14 protein-coding genes are annotated in these 15,170 nt (G+C 69.8%); 6 read left to right on the forward strand and 8 right to left on the reverse strand.

What is annotated here, in order from left to right:
• Positions 1–628: 628 nt before the first annotated feature.
• Positions 629–1,984 (reverse strand): alpha-L-fucosidase, encoded by a 1,356-nt coding sequence (locus ACT3T5_RS14255; protein WP_444594686.1) that lies wholly within the window; start codon positions 1,982–1,984, stop codon positions 629–631.
• A 177-nt stretch (positions 1,985–2,161) separates the two neighbouring features.
• On the opposite strand from ACT3T5_RS14255, the gene ACT3T5_RS14260 reads away from it, so the two are divergent.
• From ACT3T5_RS14260 to ACT3T5_RS14285, 6 genes are all read left to right on the forward strand, one after another.
• On the forward strand, positions 2,162–2,839 hold the full coding sequence (locus tag ACT3T5_RS14260; protein ID WP_444594687.1) for a DUF624 domain-containing protein: 678 nt from the start codon (positions 2,162–2,164) through the stop codon (positions 2,837–2,839).
• A 148-nt stretch (positions 2,840–2,987) separates the two neighbouring features.
• Complete coding sequence (locus ACT3T5_RS14265) at positions 2,988–4,472, forward strand: malate:quinone oxidoreductase (protein WP_444594688.1); 1,485 nt, start codon at positions 2,988–2,990, stop codon at positions 4,470–4,472.
• 106 nt (positions 4,473–4,578) lie between these two features.
• Positions 4,579–5,373, forward strand: coding sequence for a (Fe-S)-binding protein (locus ACT3T5_RS14270; RefSeq protein ID WP_444594689.1), 795 nt, complete (start codon positions 4,579–4,581; stop codon positions 5,371–5,373).
• Positions 5,370–6,995: a lactate utilization protein B gene (locus ACT3T5_RS14275; protein ID WP_444594690.1), complete on the forward strand. Its 1,626-nt coding sequence runs from the start codon at positions 5,370–5,372 to the stop codon at positions 6,993–6,995. Before ACT3T5_RS14270 ends, ACT3T5_RS14275 begins: the two co-directional genes overlap by 4 nt.
• A complete protein-coding gene (locus tag ACT3T5_RS14280; protein WP_444594691.1) occupies positions 6,992–7,810 on the forward strand; it encodes a LutC/YkgG family protein in 819 nt (272 codons plus the stop codon). Before ACT3T5_RS14275 ends, ACT3T5_RS14280 begins: the two co-directional genes overlap by 4 nt.
• Entirely contained in the window at positions 7,807–8,772 is a 966-nt protein-coding gene (locus ACT3T5_RS14285) for an aldose 1-epimerase family protein (protein WP_444594692.1), read from the forward strand. The genes ACT3T5_RS14280 and ACT3T5_RS14285 overlap by 4 nt, the downstream gene beginning before the upstream one ends.
• 99 nt (positions 8,773–8,871) lie before the next feature.
• Here ACT3T5_RS14285 and ACT3T5_RS14290 read toward each other — a convergent pair whose 3' ends face one another.
• The 7 genes from ACT3T5_RS14290 to ACT3T5_RS14320 form a co-directional block, all read right to left on the reverse strand.
• On the reverse strand, positions 8,872–9,204 hold the full coding sequence (locus ACT3T5_RS14290) for a histone-like nucleoid-structuring protein Lsr2 (protein WP_444579306.1): 333 nt from the start codon (positions 9,202–9,204) through the stop codon (positions 8,872–8,874).
• Positions 9,205–9,336: 132 nt separating this feature from the next.
• Positions 9,337–9,504: a hypothetical protein gene (locus ACT3T5_RS14295; protein WP_444579304.1), complete on the reverse strand. Its 168-nt coding sequence runs from the start codon at positions 9,502–9,504 to the stop codon at positions 9,337–9,339.
• Between the two features lies 1 nt (position 9,505).
• Positions 9,506–11,014, reverse strand: coding sequence for a lysine--tRNA ligase (lysS, locus tag ACT3T5_RS14300; protein WP_444594693.1), 1,509 nt, complete (start codon positions 11,012–11,014; stop codon positions 9,506–9,508).
• 43 nt (positions 11,015–11,057) lie between these two features.
• Positions 11,058–11,945 (reverse strand): pantoate--beta-alanine ligase, encoded by an 888-nt coding sequence (gene panC / locus ACT3T5_RS14305; protein ID WP_444594694.1) that lies wholly within the window; start codon positions 11,943–11,945, stop codon positions 11,058–11,060.
• Positions 11,942–12,844, reverse strand: a complete 903-nt coding sequence (locus ACT3T5_RS14310) for a Rossmann-like and DUF2520 domain-containing protein (RefSeq protein ID WP_444594695.1) — start codon at positions 12,842–12,844, stop codon at positions 11,942–11,944. Before ACT3T5_RS14310 ends, panC begins: the two co-directional genes overlap by 4 nt.
• Positions 12,841–14,586, reverse strand: coding sequence for a PH domain-containing protein (locus ACT3T5_RS14315; RefSeq protein ID WP_444594696.1), 1,746 nt, complete (start codon positions 14,584–14,586; stop codon positions 12,841–12,843). The genes ACT3T5_RS14310 and ACT3T5_RS14315 overlap by 4 nt, the downstream gene beginning before the upstream one ends.
• Positions 14,583–15,152, reverse strand: a complete 570-nt coding sequence (locus tag ACT3T5_RS14320; RefSeq protein ID WP_444579297.1) for a PH domain-containing protein — start codon at positions 15,150–15,152, stop codon at positions 14,583–14,585. Before ACT3T5_RS14320 ends, ACT3T5_RS14315 begins: the two co-directional genes overlap by 4 nt.
• Positions 15,153–15,170 lie beyond the last annotated feature (18 nt).

Raw genomic sequence — 15,170 nt, forward strand, 5'->3', positions numbered from 1 at the left:
GCGCCCGATTGTGGGAGTGCGCGCTCCAGATCGACCTTCCTGACGCACGTCCTCTCCCCAAACATCCGAGGACTTCTTGGCAGTCCTCCTATCTGCCACGACGATGAACCGTTCTCCCCGACGACGAGGTCATGGATGGCGTGCGCATCTGCGATGGGATTCGGTACCGATCGGGTCGCCGGACTTCGTCATCACGACCTCCCGCCCCGACCCGGTCCAGATGATCCGCTGGGCGGACTATCAGTTCGAGCTCGGCCTGACGATCTCCATGGGGCGCGGCGAGAAGGGTGTCGGCCGGGAAGTCTTTGGAGGAGAACACCTCCTCGATCGAGCCGTCGCTGTTCACGGCCGGCGAGGTCTACGAGCCGTATCGCATCAGCCAGGACCTCAAGGCGCCGAAGCTCACCTTCGACATGGAGCAGTGCCGCAGAACGGTCAGTGGCAGAACGGTGACGGGCGGTCCGGTCGCAGAACCTCTGCAGCCGGACCGCCCGTCGTCATTCCGTACGGGATGCACCATCGGACCGGACCCGGGGCGCCGACCGGATGCGCGGCCGAGATCCGCGACCGAGATCAGCCGCCGAGACGTGCGGCATTCCGATCGACGCTGATCATCGGCGCAGGGACATCAGGAGTCCGGCCTCAGCGTCGTCGCACGATAGGCGATGGTGGAATCCGGGACGGGCGCGCCGGTCGCGTCATGCACCGAGGCAGCCTCGAGCACAGCTCCCTGCCCGCTGAGCTCGACCACGAGCGCCGAGGCGCGCACAGCCTGCTCGAGCCGATGGATGCGGCGCACGCCGATGGTGGCCCCGGAGGCGAGCACGGTCCCGTCCTCCAGGAGGATCCGGTGACCGGTGACCCGCTGCCCCTCCTCGAGCCGTTCGACGAGCTCGACATGATCGAAGTTGGTCTCCGCACCCAGATCGATGCGCACGGTGGAGCCGTCGGCCGTGAGGGTTCCGGGATGCGGGCAACCGAAGCGCTGCTCGAGCGCCTCGGCGAACTCGCGCACGCGCGCGGCATCGGCCGGATCGATGCGGCCCCGGCGGTCCGGCGGGATGTTCAGGAGCAGATTGGCGCCGAGCCCGATCGAGCGGTCGTGGACCGCCAGCAGATGCGACAGCGACTTGGGCTCCTCCCCCGGCTGCCAGAACCATCCCTTGCGCAGGGAGACATCGCACTCCGGCGGCAGGTAGACCGGTTCCCCGGTCTCGACGACGTCCTCGTCGTAGTTGTTGAGATCCGTCGAGGTCGTCACGTACTCGACGGGGTCGGCGGCCAGGCCGTCCTCGTTGCCCACCCAGCGGATGGTCGCCGGTCCCATGTTGAAGATCATCGCCTGCGGCTGCAGCTCGGCGGCGAGCGCGCCGACGGCGTCCCAGTCGTATTCGCGACCCGCGGATCCTGCGCCGTCGAACCACAGCTCGAACAGCTGCCCGTAGTTCGTGCACAGCTCCCGCAGCTGGGCGAGATAGAACTCGTCATAGACGGCGGCGTCCTCGTACTGCGGGGCGTTGCGGTCCCACGGCGAGGCGTACAGGCCGAGCTTCATCCCGTAGCGGGTGCAGGCGTCGGCGACCTCGCGCACCACATCACCGTTGCCGTCCTTCCAGGGCGAGGACGCCACGGAGTAGTCGGTGGTGGCGGTGGGCCACAGGCAGAAGCCGTCGTGATGCTTGGCCGTGAGCACCACGTACTTCGCGCCCAGCTCGTGCGCGGTCCGCACCCATTCGTCGGCGTCCAGCTCGCTCGGATCGAAGCTCTCCGGCGCCAGGGTGCCGTCGCTCCATTCCTTCCCGGCGAACGTGTTGACCCCGACGTGGAAGAACACCCCCAGCCCGTCGCGCTGCCAGGTCAGCTGGGCGGCAGTCGGGACGAGCGGGACCTGCTGCGTCTGTGGGGGCTGGGCGGCCGGCAGTGCGGTCGTGGCGGTGGTGTTCTCAGGGGTGGTCTGCGCGTCGTCGCGCGGAGTGGATGCCATACGCCCAGTCAATCAAAGATCGGGCCTTTGCGGGAGATCCTGCCAGCACCTGATCCCGATCAGGCTCATACCTACTGCTGGACCCGACAGAGACCCTCCAGCCCTCCCGCGAGACATCGGGCCTCTCCGGTCCGAGCGGTGCAACAGCTCACAGCCACGCCCGCTACCCTGACCCTCATGAGTCGATCCGGAGCGCCCGCGGGCCCGACGCAGGTCCCCGCCTGGGTCATGCATGTCAACGAGTTGATCGAGCACGTCTATCTGGTGCTGCGGATCAACATCGTCTGGACCCTGCTCAGCCTCCTGGGCCTGATCGTGGCGGGCGTCGCCCCGGCCGGAGCCGCCGCGGCCGACGCCTTCATCTCCTCGCGGCACGGAGCCCCGGTCAAGGTGCTCCCGCTGATGTGGGAGAGCTACCGCCGCCAGTTCGTCAGCGCCAACCTCCGGATGCTGCCGCTCATGGTGGTCCAGCTCGGCTCGGCGTCGATGATCTGGATCGTCCTGGGCGGCGGCACGTCGACCTCGACGATGGCCGTCGTCCTGTCCGGGCTCGCGGTCGTGAGCGCCGCCTGGTCCACGGTCAGCGTCGCCCTGCTGATGACCGTCCCACGAGTCCGCCGCCAGGACCTCCTGGTGGCGTGGCGGCTGGCGATCCTCCTCCCCGGCGCCCTGCCCCTGCGCTTCATCGGCCTGATCCTTCTGCTCGCCGTGTGGATCACGCTGTGCACGTTCCTCTGGCCGGTCGCCCTCCTGGTGGGTGCCGCCGCAGGGATCGACATCGCCACGACGGTGCTGAGTCGTCGGGTCGGGCTGCTGCTGGAGGATCTCGAGGCCTCCCGCGCGGTCACCGTCTGACGCCCCCCGGAGTCCTCTGACGGGCAGGCATGCGCCCTCCTCCCGGGTCGACAAGGGATACCCTGGACGCCACGGCCGCCCCATAGCGCGCGAGAGATCACGCAGCGCTCCCCAGGTGCGCCTCCCGAGCTAGCTGGAACGGAGAACCATGGCAGACCTTGACGTCACCCGTGCAGATGCGGTGCTGATCGGCGGGGGGATCGCGAGCGCCACCCTCGCCGCGATGCTCACCGAGCTCGAGCCCGACTGGAACATCGAGGTGCTCGAGAAGCTCGACGGCCTCGGCCAGGAATCCAGCGACGGATGGAACAACGCCGGCACCGGGCACAGCGCCCTGTGCGAGCTGAACTACACCCCGCAGGACGTCGACGGCTCGGTCAGCCCGACCAAGGCGATCTCCATCAACGAGCAGTTCCAGGTCTCCCGCCAGTTCTGGGCGCACCTGGTGGAGACCGGCCGGATCGGTGATCCCTCGACCTTCATCCATGCCGTGCCGCACATGAGCTTCGTGCACGGCATGGAGAACGTGGACTACCTGCGTCGGCGCCACGAGGCGCTCTCGAAACACCCGCTGTTCGACCGCATGGAGTTCACGACGGAGCACCGCCAGCTCTCCGAGTGGGCACCGCTGGTCACCGAGGGCCGCCCGGTCACCGAGACGATCGCCGCGACCTACTCCCCCGACGGCACCGACGTCGACTTCGGGACCCTGACCACCCAGCTCCTGGACTACGCCGGTCGCTACGGCACCACCGTCTCCACCGGCTCCGAGGTCGTGGACCTGCGCCGGATGGGCACGGACTGGGGCGTCATGGTCCGCTCCACGGCCGACGACTCGATCCGGGTCGTCCGCGCCCCGATGGTGTTCGTCGGAGCGGGCGGCGCCGCGCTGCCCCTGCTCCAGAAGTCCGGCATCGACGAGATCCGCGGCTTCGGCGGGTTCCCGATCTCCGGACAGTGGCTGCGCTGCACCGACCCCTCCGTGATCGCACGGCACGACGCGAAGGTCTACGGCAAGGCCGCCGTCGGGGCCCCGCCGATGAGCGTCCCCCACCTAGACACCCGGTACGTGGACGGCCAGCGGTCGCTCATGTTCGGCCCGTATGCGGGCTGGTCGCCGAAGTTCCTCAAGTCCGGCAGCTACATGGACCTGTTCGGGTCCATCAAGCCCTCCAACATCACCCAGATGATGGCTGTCGCCCCGCCGAACCTCGACCTCATGGTCTACCTGGGCTCCCAGCTCGCCGCGACCCGCCATCAGCGGTTCGACGCCCTGCTGGAGTACATGCCCGACGCCCGCGAGGCGGACTGGGAGGAGGTCACCGCCGGACAGCGCGTCCAGGTGATCGCCCCTGACGCCTCCAAGCACGGGGTGCTGCAGTTCGGCACCCAGCTGATCAGTGCGGCCGACGGCTCGATCGGCGGCATGCTGGGCGCCTCGCCCGGCGCGTCGACCGCCACGAGCATCATGCTGAACCTGCTCGGGAAGATGTTCCCGGAGCGGATCGAGCAGTGGCGCCCGACCATCACGAAGATGGTCCCCAGCTGGGGCACGCACCTGGCCGAGGATGCCGACGCCGCGCACCGCTCGCTGCAGGCCACCGCCGCTTCTCTGGGGCTCGAGCACCCCTGACCCGACCGTCGGCGCCTCCCGGGCGCCGACGGATCCTCGTCGCGGACGGACCGCGGCACGTCACCGTCGACCGCCCACCCGGCAGGACCAGGAAGAAGGAACCCGGATGCGAATCTCACTGATGACCACGTGCCTGGTGGATGTGATGGCGCCGGACGTCGCCCGGGCCACCGTCACCCTGCTCGAGCGCCTGGGGCACCAGGTCGTCTTCGACAAGCGCCAGACCTGCTGCGGGCAGATGCACACCAACACCGGGTACTACTCCGAGGCGGCCCCGGTGGTGCGCAGCTTCGTGGACACCTTCGAGCCGTCCCTGGACCGCATCGACGCGATCGTCATGCCCTCGGGGTCCTGCGCCGGCTGCGTGCGCGAGCAGCACCAGCTGGTGGCGCAGCACGAGGAGGACCCCGTGCTCGAGGAACGCGTGGCCGCCGTCTCGGCGAAGACCTACGAGCTCTCCGAGCTGCTCGTGGACGTGCTCAAGGTGACCGATGTCGGCGCGTACTTCCCGCACAGCGTCACCTACCACCCCACCTGCCACTCGATGCGAGTGCTCAAGGTCGGCGCGCGACCGCTGAAGCTGCTGCGGGCCGTCGAGGGCATCGACATCCGCAACCTCCCCGAGTCCGACTCCTGCTGCGGGTTCGGCGGCACGTTCTCGGTGAAGAACGACGCGACCTCCGATGCGATGGTCACCGACAAGGCGGCCAACGTGGTCTCCACCGGCGCCGAGTTCGTGGTCGCCGGGGACGCGTCGTGCCTGATGAACATCGGCGGCAAGCTGCGGCGCACCAGCGACGACGCCGCAGGACCGCAGGCCGTCCACCTGGCGCAGATCCTCGCCTCCACCCCGGACGATCCCTTCGTCCCGTCCGAGACCATCCTGGGGAGGGCCTCATGAGCACCGTCGACCTCGGCATCCCGACCATCCGCCCCCAGTACGCCTCGCCGTCCTCGAACCTGCGCGGCACGCAGTCCTTCCCCGAGGCCGCGCGTGGTGAGCTCGAGGACGGGACATTGCGCGAGAACCTCCGCCATGCCACCGCCACCATCCAGTCCAAGCGCGCCTCGGCGGTGCGCGAGGTGCGCGATTGGCAGAAGCTCCGCAACGCCGGCAGCGCCCTGAAGTGGCAGGTCACCGACCATCTCCCGGAGCTGCTGGAGCAGCTCGAGGAGTCCGTGACCGCGGCCGGCGGGGTGGTGCACTGGGCCCGAGACGGCGACGAGGCCGGCGAGATCGTCACGCGTCTCGCCCTCGAGCGCGGCGCCGAGGAGATCCTCAAGGTCAAGTCGATGGCGACCCAGGAGATCGGCCTGGACGAGACCCTCGAGCACGCCGGGATCCGGGCCATCGAGTCGGACCTCGCCGAGCTCATCGTGCAGCTCGCCGGCGACACGCCGTCCCACATCCTCGTCCCCGCGATCCACCGCAACCGCGCCGAGATCCGGGAGATCTTCCTGCGCGCCATGCCGGATCTGGATCCGTCGATCACCGACGAGCCCGCGGAGCTGGCCGATGCGGCGCGCCGCTTCCTGCGCGAGAAGTTCCTGGACATGCCGGGATCGGTGGCGATCTCCGGGGCGAACTTCGCCGTCGCGGACACCGGCACCCTCGTGATCGTCGAGTCTGAGGGCAACGGCCGCATGTGCCTCACGCTGCCCAAGACCCTCATCTCCGTGGTCGGGATCGAGAAGATCATCCCGTCGTTCCAGGATCTCGAGGTGTTCATGCAGCTGCTGCCGCGCTCCTCCACCGGGGAGCGGATGAACCCCTACACGACGCTGTTCACGGGAGTCACCCCGGGCGACGGCCCCGAGGAGTTCCATCTGGTGCTGCTGGACAACGGACGCAGCGCCGTGCTCGAGGACCCGGAGGGACGCAGCGCCCTGCACTGCATCCGCTGCTCGGCCTGCCTGAACGTGTGCCCGGTCTACTCCCGCACCGGCGGCCACGCCTACGGCTCCACCTACCCCGGCCCGATCGGGGCGATCCTCTCCCCGCAGATGACGGGCATGCACGGGCCGGACGACCCCAACACCTCGCTCCCCTACGCCTCGAGCCTCTGCGGCGCCTGCTACGACGTGTGCCCCGTGAAGATCGACATCCCCAAGATCCTCGTGCACCTGCGCGCCGAGGAGGTCGACGACCGTCGGGAGACCAAGGGCGAGTTCCGCGGCACCTGGGACGTGGCGATGAAGGGTGCGAGCACCCTCATGAGCTCTCCCGGTGCCTACGACAAGGCGGTGCGCGCCGCCGGACCGCTCTCGAAGGTGCTGCGCGGCAAGAACATCGGGAAGGTCCCCGGGATGATCCCCCTGGTCCCGGGATGGACCGATCATCGTGACCTGCCCAAACCCGGGAAGTCCTTCCGCAGCTGGTGGGACGCCCGGGAGAAGGATGCCGCCCGGACCGAGGCGTCGCGCCCCGACTCGGGAACGGCCCCCGGGCCCGAGCTGCCCGGCGGCGCCGTGGCATCCGACGGGCCCGACGACGCCCCCACCCGCGGCGAGGAGCAGCGATGAGCGACTGGAGGGACCAGCGACCGGTCCACACCCCCGGGGTGAGTGCGAAGGAAGAGATCCTCGCCCGCGTACGCACAGCCCTCGCGGCCCCGCGCCGGGACGCCGTCACCGAGGCGGAGGACGTGCCTCGCGATTATCAGCGCGCCGATTCCAAGCAGGAGGTCTCCACCGACCGCGGCAAGGTGCGCGACGTGCTCGTGCAGCGTCTCGAGGACTACACCGCCGTCGTGCATCGCACCACGGCCGACGAGGTGCCGGCCGCCATCGCCGCGGCCCTCGGGTCCGAGAGCCGGGTCATCGTGCCCGCGGGGCTGCCGGCTGCATGGACCGGCTCCGTGGACGCCACGGTGATCCAGGACGACGGCAGCGCCTCGCCCCGGGAGCTCGACGCGATCGATGCCGTCATCACCGGCTGCCACACCGCGATCGCCCTCACCGGCACGATCGTGCTGCGCGGCGACGATCTCGGGGGCCGACGGGCGATCACCCTGGTCCCCGATCACCACATCGTGGTCGTCGAGGACGAGCAGGTGGTGCTCGGTGTCCCCAAGGGCATCGAACGCATGGGCACCGACCCCGGCGCCCCCTGGACGATGATCTCCGGGCCCAGCGCCACCAGCGACATCGAGCTCAGCCGTGTCGAAGGCGTCCACGGACCGCGACGGCTCGACGTCGTGCTCGTCGAGCCGGCCCCTGAGCCTGAACCAGAGGCCGAGCCAGAGCCAGAGCCAGAGCGCGAGCGGGAACCGAAGCGCGCGGCCGCGGCCGCGTCCACGTCAACGTCCACTCAGGACCACCAGGAGAAGACCTCATGACCGATCGCCTGCCCACCGCCGACTCCCAGGCCTCCCCCGCAGGCGACGTCCGGGACCGCGGTGAGCTGTTCGTGCTGAGCGCGGGCGACTATCAGGTCGAGGTCTCGACGCTGGGCGCCATCGTCGAGGCCCTCACCGTCGGCGGCCGCGACCTGCTGGTGCGCAACCCCGAGCAGGGGCCGATGCAGTTCTTCCGCGGAGCAGTCGTCGCGCCCTGGCCGAACCGGATCGGCGACGGCGCGTACTCCTGGGACGGCCAGGACATCCAGACCGCGCTCACCGAACCGGAGCGGGGCAACGCGCTCCACGGCCTGATCTCGTTCCAGGCCTTCACCCCGGTCGACGTCACGGCGGACGCGATCACGCTGCGCACCGAGCTGTTCCCCTCCCCCGGATATCCCTTCCACCTGCTGCTGACGGTCCACCACGCTGTGGACCCCGACGCCGGCCTCACCACGACGGTCTCGGCCCGGAACATCGGACATCAGGATGCTCCGTACGGCGTCTGCCCCCACCCGTATCTGGTGGCCGGACCCGAAGCCCTGGACGAGTGGACCCTGCAGGTCGAGGCCGGCACGGTGCTCACCGTCACCGAGGATCGCCTGCTCCCCACGGGCACCGAGCCGATCGCTCCCGGGAGCGACTTCGATTTCGGCCGTCCGCGCATGATCGGACCGCTGTTCATCGACCATGCCTTCACGGATCTCGGGCGCGATGAGGACGGTCTCGTGACCGCAACCGTGACCGCGCCCGGCGGGACCGGGGTCGCGCTCACCGCAGGCGCGGACTGCGGATGGCTCCAGGTGCACACCGGGGACCGTCCGGAGCCGGAGAACAACCGGCTCGGTCTCGCGGTGGAGCCGATGACCTGTCCGCCCGACGCGTTCCGCAGCGGCACCGACGTGGTGCGCCTGTCCCCGGGCGAGGACTTCTCCGCGAGCTGGTCGATCCGCGGCTGGTGAGCCGGACGGGTCCGGATCCCGCATGACGAGAGCCCGTCACCTCGGAAGGTGACGGGCTCTCGTCATCCCGGAAGAATTCCCCGGCAGGGTGCCGCGCGATCACTTCGCGTGGGCGTCCTCGTATGCCGTGCGGATGGTGCCGGAGATCCGGCCGCGGTCGGGGACGTCGTAACCGGCTTCCCGCGCCCACTCGCGGATACGTGCCGAATCGTTCGCGCCGCCGGAGCGGCCGGACGAGGTCCCGCGGCTGCGACGACCGCCGACGCGACGGGCCTTGCTGACCCAGGTGCCCAGCTCCTCGCGGAACTTCCGGGCGTTGTCCTCGGACAGATCGATCTCGTAGGCGACGCCATCGGCGGCGAAGCTCACGGTCTCGGCGGCCTGACCGCCGTCGAGATCATCGACGAGCTCCACGTAAGTCTTCCGTGCCATAGGGGTACTCCCTCGCTGGTCTGCGTTTTTCTGGTTCCGCGAACTCTGGTTGAGTTCGCGAGCGCCACCTAGTATCCATTGCGAAGGGGGGATTATCAATCTGCAGCGCAGAATCACTTCTGCACGGTGATCCTATTCATCCGTCGGATGAAGTTCCCGATAATCCTTCTCCGCCTGTCGCTGAGCTTCCCGCTCGTGCCGATCCGACCGCAGAATTGCCCGCATCACGAACCAGAACAGGAGGCCGACGCCCAGGGACGGCAGCAGAGATCCGGCTTCGAAGAAGAATCCGCTGTCCATCTCAGGCCTCCGGCTTCACGAGCGGGAACAGGATCGTCTCGCGAATTCCGAGGCCTGTCAGCGCCATGAGCAGACGATCGACGCCCATCCCCATGCCGCCGGTCGGCGGGAGCGCGTACTCCATGGCCTCGAGGAAGTCCTCGTCCAGCCGCATCGCCTCATCATCACCCTGGGCTGCCAGCTCCGCCTGCTGGGCGAAGCGCTCACGCTGGATGACGGGATCCACGAGCTCGGAGTAGCCGGTGCCCAGCTCGAAACCGCGCACATACAGATCCCACTTCTCGACGACGCCGGGCGTCGTCCGGTGGGCACGGACGAGCGGGCTGGTCTCGACCGGGAAGTCGCGCACGAAGGTGGGCTCGTACAGGTGGTCGCCCACCCGGTTCTCGAAAAGCTCCTCGACGAGCTTGCCGTGGCCGAACTTCGGATGATCGAGATCGAGGTCCAGGGATCGTGCGATCTCGCGCAGGCGCTCCGGCGTCGTCTCCGGGGTGATCTCCTCGCCGAGCGATTCGGAGAGAGATCCGTAGACGGTGATCTTCGCCCACTCCCCGCTGAAGTCGTAGTCGGATCCGTCCAGGAGGGTGACGACCTGCGAGCCGGTGGCACGCTCGGCGGCTTCCTGAACAAGTGTCTGGGTGAGATCGCCGATGGAGTTGTAATCTCCGTACGCCTCATACGCCTCGAGCATCGCGAACTCGGGCGAATGCGTCGAATCCGCACCTTCATTGCGGAAGTTGCGGTTGACCTCGAAGACCCGCTCCAACCCGCCCACGGCCGCCCGCTTCAGGTACAGCTCCGGGGCGATCCGCAGGAAGAGGTCGAGGTCGAAGGCATTCATGTGGGTGACGAACGGGCGCGCCGCGGCACCGGAGGGGATCACCTGGAGCATCGGCGTCTCGACCTCGACGAACTCCCGGGAATGGAAGGACTCGCGCAGGGAGCGCATCACCTGGGCACGCTGGCGCACGGTGTCCCGGGCCTGCTGACGCACGATCAGGTCGACGTAGCGGTGACGCACCCGCGATTCCTCGGACAGGTCCGCGTGAAGCACAGGAAGGGGGCGCACCGCCTTCGCCGCCATCTGCCAGGTGTCGGCGAACACGCTGAGCTCGCCGCGACGCGAGGCCCCGACGCGGCCGTGGAAGAAAACGTGGTCGCCGAGGTCGACGTCCGCCTTGAGGTCGGCGAGGCGCTGCTCCCCGATCTCCGCGAGCGAGGCCATGATCTGCAGTCGCTGACCGGCGCCGTCCTGGATGGTCACGAAGGCGAGCTTGCCGGTGTTGCGCTGGAAGACGACACGTCCGGAGACTCCCACGACGTCCTCGGTCTCCTGGCCGGCCTCCAGGTGCCCGTAGGCCTCCCGCACAGCGGCGACCGTGGTGGTGACGGGGACCGAGACCGGGTAGGCCTCCTCGCCCCGCTCGAGCAGGCGCTCCCGCTTGGACTTGCGGACCGCTACCTGGTCGGAGGTGTCCGTGGGGTCGAGGGCAGGTGCGTTCTCAGTCATGATCCGCATTCTCTCATCACTCCCCGTGGATACGCTGGTCTCGTCAGGGAGCTGTCACCACCACCACAGCGGCGTCCAGCAGACGGGTGCCCTCCACCCGCCCCGCAAGGGCCACGAGCACCTCCCCGCGGTGATCGGCGCCGATGTCCGCGAGGGTGCTCGGATCCAGCGCGAGAGCATAGGCCCACTCGATCTCGGCGCGGTCAACGGCGGCCGCGAGCGCCCCGCGGAGACCGGCGTTCGAGGGGGCGGCGTCCTGCGCCGCGGCCAGGGTGCGCGACAGTGCCAGCGCCTGCTCCCGACCTTGATCCGTGAGGTAGACGTTGCGGCTGGACCGCGCCAGACCGCTGGGCTCGCGCTGGATCTCGACCGGCACGATGCGCACCGGGAGGTCGAGGTCGGCGACCAGCCGCTGGATGATCGCGACCTGCTGGGCGTCCTTGCGCCCGAAGACGGCCAGATCCGGCCGCGTCAGCTGCAGGAGCTTCGTGACCACGGTGACGACCCCGTCGAAATGCCCCGGCCGGGCCGCGCCCTCGAGGATCGTGCCGGCGTGTCCGGCGGTCACCGAGACGGTGGGCGGCAGCACCGGATACATCTCCTGGACCGACGGGGCGAAGACGAGGTCGACGAGCCCGTCGACGAGGGCGAGGTCCTGCTCGAGGACCCGCGGATAGGCGTCGAAGTCCTCCCCGGGACCGAATTGGAGAGGGTTGACGAAGTCGGTGAGGATCACGTGATCGGCGATCTCGCGGGCACGGGCCACGAGCGCGAGGTGCCCCTCGTGCAGGGCCCCCATGGTGAACACGGCCGCGACGGTGCCGTCCATCCCCGCACGCGCCTCCCGCAGCTGTGCCTTGGTAGTGACCAGTGCGGTGTCGCGGTCCGGCGCTCGCCCGTCGATCGGGGGGTCCTGTGGTGCGGTGCTCATGCGTCCTCCCTCGGCGGATTCTCCTCGAGCAGTGCCCGGATCTGCTCCCGGCTGTCCTCCGGGATCTTCGCACGCGTCAGGGCCGCGAGCGCGAGGGCGCGATAGGTGTCGCCGGTATCACCACGCACGCCGGACTCCGCCGTCGCGTCGAGATCGTCGAGCGCCTCGAGATGCGCCCCCACGGTTCCGGCGTCACCCCGCATCACCGGACCGGTGAGCGCCTTCGCGCCGTGTCGCAGGGATTCCTCGAGCGCCGCCTCGAGCAGGGGCCGGAGGTAGGCGCCGGGATCCTGGATGCCGATCCGGCCGAGCGCCTCCCGCGCCTGGTCCACGAGGACGACGAGGTGGTTCGCCGCGTGGGCGAGGGAGGCGTGGTACAGCGGCCGGTCCCCCTCTGCGAGCACTTCCACCTCGCCGCCGAGCTCCACGACGAGAGCGGCCGCGACCGGGAGGAAGGTCGGCTGGGCGGTGATGGCCATCGGGCAGCCGAGGAGCCGGGGCAGATCCGTCCGCGTGCCGGTGAAGGTCATGGCGGGGTGGATGGCGAGCGTCGCGCACCCCGCGACTGCCAGCGGTGCCAGCACGTCGGTCCCGTAGCGGCCGGAGGTGTGCACGACCAGCTGTCCGCCGGGGACGAGGCCGGTGGCGGCGATCCCGGCAGCGAGCGACTCGAGCTGGTCGTCGGGCACGGCCAGCAGGAGCATCTCGCTGCGTTCGACGATCGAGGGCACATCCAGCAGCGGGGCGCCGGGCAGCAGCTCCTCGGCCCGCTCGCGGGACGCGTCCGAGACGGCGTAGACCCCGGTGATCGCATGGCCCTCGGCGCGCAGGGCCGCACCGAGCACGGCCCCGACGCGTCCGGACCCGATGATGCCGATGCCGAGCCGTGGTGCGTTCATCGGTCCTCCAGGAGTTCATCAGGGGCGGGCGCGGCCGACGACCGACCCAGAGCGGGCTGCGGCCACATCTCGCGATCCCGGTAGCGGCGCAGGGTACGGGCATCGTGCGCGAGCGTGGCGTGCAGGGCGATGGCGTCCTCGCGGGCGAGGCCGCCGAGGTCCAGCGAGGTATCCCCCGCGATCCCCACCGAGAGGCTGAGCACCCCGAGCCGTCGGGCGAGCGGCCCGTCCTGGAGCGTGAGCTCCTGGATGCGTTCACGCGGGATGATCTGCACGGTCCTGCCCAGCACCCCGCTGCGGTGGATCACGGCCCCGGGCAGCAGCACGGTGACCTCGGTGCGTCGGGAGATCCAGTACAGGCGGGCCGGCGTGCGCAGACCGTCGATCTCCCGCGCCCTCGCCGTCATCAGGTGTTCGAGGGTCCCGAGATCGTCGTCGGTTCCGAGCGGGGCGGCGAGGTGGCTGAGCGTGGCGCCCAGCTCGTCCGGGGTGCCGACAGGCAGGACGTGCTCCGCCCCGTTCTCGTCGGAGTCGTCGATCCCGGCGACGGTCACGGACACAGCCGTCCAGCCGGGGGTGCGCCACAGCAGCGGCCTGCGCAGCTGGAAGCGCTGCACGCGCCCCGAGGCGATGTTGTCGGTGCGCGTGTTGGCCAGGCCGCGCCGCATCCGCAGCCCGCGGTCGGTGTTGCGGGAGACGAAGCCCCAGCCGGATTCGATCCGGCCGAAGACGTACTTCAAGATCGTGAACGCCGACGGCGCCAGGGCGATGACCATGGCGAACGACAGACCCTCCTGCCAGATCGCGAGGCCGATCGCGACGACGACACCCACGAAGCTCATGACGATGCCGAGGAGGAACCCGAGGTCCCGGAGGAGCGAGCGCACGAGCCGCCCCGTGGGGATCTTCGCAATCAGCTCGCCGTCGGTGACGCCGTCGTAGAGGACGCCCTCGAGCCGGCCGGCTCCGGTGGGCTCCGTCGTAGCGTCGTCGATGGCGGCATCATCGGTCGCAGCACCGCCGGTCGCAGCAACGGCGTTCGCAGCACCGCCGGTCGCAGCACCGTGAGCCCCGGCTCCGGGCGCCAGCTCTCCGGCCGACTGCTCGTGCCGGGCGGACGAGGTCGACCTGTCGGCCGTCCCGTCGGTCGAGATGGCCGTCTCCGCGGTGGCGGCACCGGGAAGCGCAGCGACCCCGAGGATCCGACGGCGCAGGAGCTCGGCGTCCGCGGACTTCACGTACTCGATGTCGAGGTACGACTCTCCGCCGCCCGCGACCTCGACCCGGACCTTCGCCAGACCCAGCAGGCGTGCGAGCAGCGGACGCTCGACGGAGACCGACTCGATACGGGCCTGCGGTGCATATTCTCGGGACTTGCTGATCACGCCGGTGTGCAGGGACACGCCGTCGTCGTCGACCGCATAGGTCGTGAACCACCAGCTTATCGAGGACAGCACGATGGCGATCACCACGGCGGCCAGGATGACGCCGGCGCCGATGAGCGCCTTGGTGACCGAGAAGTCGTTGACGAGCCGTGCGATGTTCTGGGCGGAGACCACTGCGACGATGCCGACGACGATCTTCCAGCCGCTCACCAGCGGGGTGATCGGGTGGGTCCGCCGGCGCCCGGCAGCCATGGTGCTGGGCTCCGGCGCCGCGGTGCCGCTCCCGCCCGCGGTGCCGCTCCCGCTCTCGGTATCGGCGTCGTCGGGCCCTGCGGTGGGGTGCTCGGTCGCGCTCACAGCGCAGCCATGATCTCGATGCCGCGCTCGGTCAGCATCGCTCGCAGGCGCTCGGCCTCCTGCTTGGGCAGACCGGGCAGCACGACGGTCGACCCGCCGGCGGCGGTGCTCACCGTGAGCTTCGCGAGACCGTAGCGACGGTCCACCGGCCCTTCGTCGATCTTCACGGACTGCACGCGCCCGTACGGGATCGTGTGCACCGAGCGGAACATGATGCCGCTGGCGATCGTCAGATCCTCCTGCGCGTCGAGGTAGCCGATCGCGCGCACCCGTCGCGGGGTGAGCAGGAGGCTCTGCAGCAGGATGATCAGGGGCAGCACGCCGATCGGGGCGAGCCACCACAGGTCCGTCAGCACCGCCGCCACGATCGCGCCCGCGATCATGAGCACCCACACCACGTAGCCCACGATGCCGGCGACATAACGCGCGGGCACCAGTCGAGGTGAGACGGGGCGCAGCGCGCCGGCGCCGAGGAGGCCGTCCGGGGTGTCGGGCAGCGTCGGCGACGTGGGGACGACGTGCATCGACGCCGTGGGGCGCTCGGTGGGTTCAGGAGCGGAAGTCATGGTCACCATCGTGTCACC

Source organism: Brachybacterium sp. AOP3-A1-3 (assembly GCF_052378285.1).
Lineage (GTDB): Bacteria > Actinomycetota > Actinomycetes > Actinomycetales > Dermabacteraceae > Brachybacterium.

What these genes read in the sequence shown, in the direction of transcription:
- ACT3T5_RS14255 (WP_444594686.1), bottom strand. Translation starts at nt 1,984, where the DNA reads ATGGCATCCACTCCGCGCGACGACGCGCAGACCACCCCTGAGAACACC.
- ACT3T5_RS14260 (WP_444594687.1), top strand. Translation starts at nt 2,162, where the DNA reads ATGAGTCGATCCGGAGCGCCCGCGGGCCCGACGCAGGTCCCCGCCTGG.
- ACT3T5_RS14265 (WP_444594688.1), top strand. Translation starts at nt 2,988, where the DNA reads ATGGCAGACCTTGACGTCACCCGTGCAGATGCGGTGCTGATCGGCGGG.
- ACT3T5_RS14270 (WP_444594689.1), top strand. Translation starts at nt 4,579, where the DNA reads ATGCGAATCTCACTGATGACCACGTGCCTGGTGGATGTGATGGCGCCG.
- ACT3T5_RS14275 (WP_444594690.1), top strand. Translation starts at nt 5,370, where the DNA reads ATGAGCACCGTCGACCTCGGCATCCCGACCATCCGCCCCCAGTACGCC.
- ACT3T5_RS14280 (WP_444594691.1), top strand. Translation starts at nt 6,992, where the DNA reads ATGAGCGACTGGAGGGACCAGCGACCGGTCCACACCCCCGGGGTGAGT.
- ACT3T5_RS14285 (WP_444594692.1), top strand. Translation starts at nt 7,807, where the DNA reads ATGACCGATCGCCTGCCCACCGCCGACTCCCAGGCCTCCCCCGCAGGC.
- ACT3T5_RS14290 (WP_444579306.1), bottom strand. Translation starts at nt 9,204, where the DNA reads ATGGCACGGAAGACTTACGTGGAGCTCGTCGATGATCTCGACGGCGGT.
- ACT3T5_RS14295 (WP_444579304.1), bottom strand. Translation starts at nt 9,504, where the DNA reads ATGGACAGCGGATTCTTCTTCGAAGCCGGATCTCTGCTGCCGTCCCTG.
- lysS (WP_444594693.1), bottom strand. Translation starts at nt 11,014, where the DNA reads ATGACTGAGAACGCACCTGCCCTCGACCCCACGGACACCTCCGACCAG.
- panC (WP_444594694.1), bottom strand. Translation starts at nt 11,945, where the DNA reads ATGAGCACCGCACCACAGGACCCCCCGATCGACGGGCGAGCGCCGGAC.
- ACT3T5_RS14310 (WP_444594695.1), bottom strand. Translation starts at nt 12,844, where the DNA reads ATGAACGCACCACGGCTCGGCATCGGCATCATCGGGTCCGGACGCGTC.
- ACT3T5_RS14320 (WP_444579297.1), bottom strand. Translation starts at nt 15,152, where the DNA reads ATGACTTCCGCTCCTGAACCCACCGAGCGCCCCACGGCGTCGATGCAC.